The 4182-nt window shown below is 66.8% G+C and carries 4 protein-coding genes; all 4 read left to right on the forward strand.

The genetic code is table 11. From position 1 onward, the window contains the following. A partial coding sequence (locus JOZ00_RS18165; protein WP_293346028.1) for an LpqB family beta-propeller domain-containing protein occupies positions 1–427 on the forward strand: 427 nt, incomplete at its 5' end. 34 nt (positions 428–461) lie between these two features. Next, positions 462–1094: a ComF family protein gene (locus JOZ00_RS18170; protein ID WP_293346030.1), complete on the forward strand. Its 633-nt coding sequence runs from the start codon at positions 462–464 to the stop codon at positions 1092–1094. Positions 1095–1420: 326 nt separating this feature from the next. Continuing rightward, positions 1421–2113, forward strand: coding sequence for a ribosome-associated translation inhibitor RaiA (raiA, locus tag JOZ00_RS18175; protein ID WP_293346032.1), 693 nt, complete (start codon positions 1421–1423; stop codon positions 2111–2113). Between the two features lie 137 nt (positions 2114–2250). After that, positions 2251–4182 (forward strand): preprotein translocase subunit SecA (secA, locus tag JOZ00_RS18180; RefSeq protein ID WP_293346034.1); only part of this gene is annotated, 1932 nt, incomplete at its 3' end.

A 4182-nucleotide genomic window follows, 5' to 3' on the forward strand; every position in this document is an offset into this window, starting at 1 on the left:
GATCACCGACCTGCAGCTGTCCCGCGACAGCACGCGCGCCGCGATGGTGATCGGCGGCCAGGTGATCCTCGCCAGCGTCGAGCAGACCCAGGCCGGGCAGTACGCCCTGACCTATCCGCGGCGGCTCGGTTTCGGGCTGGGCAACTCGGTGGTGTCGCTGTCCTGGCGCACCGGCGACGACATCGTGGTGACCCGCACGGACGCCAGCCATCCGGTGTCCTACGTGAACCTCGACGGGGTGAACTCCGACGCGCCGGCCCACGGTTTGCAGCTGCCGTTGTCGACGGTCGTGGCTAACCCGTCGACGGCCTATGTCGCGGCTCCGCAAGGGGTGCTGCAGTATTCGCCATCGGCCGACGGTCAGCAGGGCTGGGTGGAGGTCTCCGGTTTGGCGGTGCCCGGGGCGGCGCCGGTGCTGCCGGGCTAGATAGATTGTCGGCCCCGCCCGCCACACTGGGTCCGTGCTCGATCTCATCCTGCCGCTGGAGTGCGGTGGCTGCGGTACGCCCTCGACCCGCTGGTGCGAGGCCTGCGACCACGAGCTGGCGGTCGCGCTCGGCCAGCCGCATGTGGTGAGCCCGCGGATCGACGCGGGGGTGCCGGTGTTCGGGCTCGGCCGCTACGCGGGCGCGCGCAGGCAGGCGATCCTCGCGTGCAAGGAGCGCGGCCGCGGCGATCTCGTCGGGCCGCTGGCGCGTGCACTGGCCATCGGCGTGCACCGATTGCTGGAGTGGGGGATCGTCGAGACGCCACTGGCCATCGTGCCCGCACCGACGCGGCGTTCGGCGGCGCGCCGCCGCGGCGGTGATCCCGTTACCCGGCTGGCGCGCGCCGCGGTGGCCGGGCATCCCGACATCGCGGTCGCCCCGGTGCTGCGGATGCGAGCGCTCGTTCGTGACTCGGTGGGGCTCGGCACCGCCGCCAGGGAGCGCAACGTCACGGGCCGCGTGGTGCTGCGCGGCCTGCCGCCTCAGGCCGAGGTTTTGATCGTCGACGACATCGTTACCACGGGTGCGACCGCCCGCGCATCGGTGCGGATGCTGCACGCCGCCGGGGTTCGCGTCGCCGCGGTTTTAGCCCTTGCGGTCGCGTGAATCCGGCGAAGCCCTTGCCAAAGGCCGTGGCCTCGCCAAGAGCTTGTGAAGAACTCGCAACAGCTGCGCGAATTAGTGGCACCGCAAGGCGAACACGAGCTAACGTCGAGAACAACCTTTAACGACTCATTGGTCTGACTCACTGGTCGCATTTAGTTCCAGGTTGAGACCCACTCGCGGGGAAGGGGGTGAGCATTCGACACCTTGCACCGGCGGGCAGCCTGCGGCGGTGACCGCTTCGAGACCGCTCTAACCCCGTCGGCGCGTTTCAGCAAGCCGGGCACGCAGCGTGCGTGCGACGTGAAAAGAGAAACGAGTTGTCACGTATGTCAAGGCTATCCGTGGATTCCGGTCAGATTCTGGACCAACCGCCCGCGAAGTTCATCCAAACCAACGGGCAGCCCGAACCGACGGCCAGCGCCGAAGTCGTGTTCAAGGGCCGCAATGTAGAAATCCCCGATCATTACCGCGTCTACGTCTCGCAAAAACTCGCCCGCCTCGAGCGGTTCGATCGTTCCATTTATCTTTTCGACGTTGAGCTCAAGCACGCGCCCAACCGTCGTCAGCGCAAATCCTGTCAGCGCGTGGAGATCACCGCGCGCGGCCGCGGCCCCGTGAGCCGCGCCGAGGCCTGTGCCGACAGCTTCTACGCCGCGTTCGAATCCGCGGTCGACAAGCTGGAGAACCGTCTGCGCCGCGTGAAAGACCGCCGCAAGGTCCACTACGGCGACAAGACCCCCGTATCCCTGGCCGCCGCGACCGCGGTGCCGCCCCCCGAACCACAGCGCGCGCCGGACACGCTGCCGGCCGAGCAAGACGGCGTCGAAGCAGCCCACGAGCCCGGACGGATCGTCCGGACCAAGGAGCACCCCGCCACGCCGATGACGGTCGACGACGCGCTCTACGAGATGGAGCTCGTCGGGCACGACTTCTTCTTGTTCCACGACAAGCAGACCGAACGGCCGTGCGTGGTCTACCGGCGACACGCCTACGATTACGGGCTGATCAGGCTGTCCTGACGGGGTCTTATGGCGGCGACCCGCTGCGCCCGGCAACGCCGCGCTTGCGATCGCCGCTGCGGCGGCCATCAGGGGGTCGTCGCCTACCATGGGAGTCGCCTTAACGAAGAAGACTCCTACCAACAGGGGACATAGCTGTGCTGTCGAAGTTGTTGCGCCTTGGCGAAGGTCGCATGGTCAAGCGTCTGAAGCGGGTGGCTGACTACGTCAACACCTTGTCAGACGAGGTAGAGAAGCTCACCGATGCCGAGCTGCGGGCCAAGACCGACGAGTTCAAGAAGCGGCACGCCGACGGCGAAAGCCTCGATGACCTGCTGCCCGAGGCGTTCGCGGTGGCCCGCGAGGCCGCCTGGCGGGTGCTCGACCAGCGGCCCTTCGACGTCCAGCTGATGGGTGGCGCGGCGCTGCACTTCGGCAACGTCGCGGAGATGAAGACCGGTGAGGGCAAGACCTTGACCTCGGTCTTGCCGGCCTACCTCAACGGCATCAGCGGCAAGGGCGTGCACATCGTCACGGTCAACGACTACCTGGCCAAACGCGACAGCGAGTGGATGGGCCGCGTGCACCGCTTCCTGGGCCTGGACGTCGGCGTGATCCTCGCCCAGATGACGCCCGACGAGCGTCGCGTGGCCTACAACGCCGACATCACCTACGGCACCAACAACGAGTTCGGCTTCGACTACCTGCGCGACAACATGGCGCATTCGCTCGACGACTTGGTGCAGCGTGGCCACAACTTCGCGATCGTTGACGAGGTCGACTCCATCCTGATCGACGAGGCGCGGACCCCGCTGATCATCTCGGGTCCCGCCGACGGCGCCTCCAACTGGTACACGGAATTCGCTCGGCTGGCGCCGCTGATGGAGAAGGACACCCACTACGAAGTCGACCTGCGCAAGCGCACGGTCGGCGTGCACGAGCTGGGTGTTGAGTTCGTCGAAGACCAGCTCGGCATCGACAACCTCTACGAAGCCGCCAACTCGCCGCTGGTCAGCTACCTCAACAACGCGCTGAAGGCCAAGGAGCTGTTCAACCGCGACAAGGACTACATCGTCCGCGACGGCGAGGTGCTGATCGTCGACGAGTTCACCGGTCGCGTGCTGATCGGCCGGCGCTACAACGAGGGCATGCACCAGGCCATCGAGGCCAAGGAGCACGTCGAGATCAAGGCCGAGAACCAGACGCTGGCCACCATCACGCTGCAGAACTACTTCCGGCTCTACGAGAAGCTCGCCGGCATGACCGGTACGGCGCAGACCGAGGCGGCCGAGCTGCACGAGATCTACAAGCTCGGTGTGGTCCCCATCCCGACCAACAAGCCGATGATCCGCGGTGACCAGTCCGACCTCATCTACAAGACCGAGGAAGCCAAGTACATCGCAGTGGTCGACGACGTCGTCGAGCGCTACGAAAAGGGTCAGCCGGTGCTGATCGGTACCACCAGCGTCGAGCGCTCGGAGTACCTGTCGCGGCAGTTCACCAAGCGCCGGGTCCCGCACAACGTGCTGAACGCGAAGTACCACGAGCAGGAGGCGGCCATCATCGCCGAGGCGGGTCGCCGTGGCGGCATCACCGTCGCGACCAACATGGCCGGCCGCGGTACGGACATCGTGCTGGGCGGCAACGTCGACTTCCTCACCGACCTGCGGCTGCGCGCCCGCGGGCTCGACCCGGTGGAGACAGCCGACGAGTACGAGGCGGCCTGGCACGAGGAACTCCCCAAGGTCAAAAAGGAGGCCTCTGCGGAGGCCGCCGAGGTGATCGAGGCCGGCGGTCTGTACGTGCTGGGCACCGAGCGGCACGAGTCGCGACGCATCGACAACCAGTTGCGCGGTCGTTCCGGCCGGCAGGGCGACCCGGGCGAGTCGCGGTTCTACCTGTCGCTGGGCGACGAGCTGATGCGCCGCTTCAACGGCGCCGCTCTGGAGTCGATGCTGAACCGGCTGAACCTGCCCGACGACGTGCCCATCGAGGCCAAGATGGTGACCCGGGCGATCAAGAGCGCCCAGACCCAGGTCGAGCAGCAGAACTTCGAGGTCAGAAAGAACGTCCTCAAGTACGACGAGGTG

The organism is Mycobacterium sp., assembly GCF_019243155.1.
Classification (GTDB): Bacteria; Actinomycetota; Actinomycetes; order Mycobacteriales; family Mycobacteriaceae; genus Mycobacterium.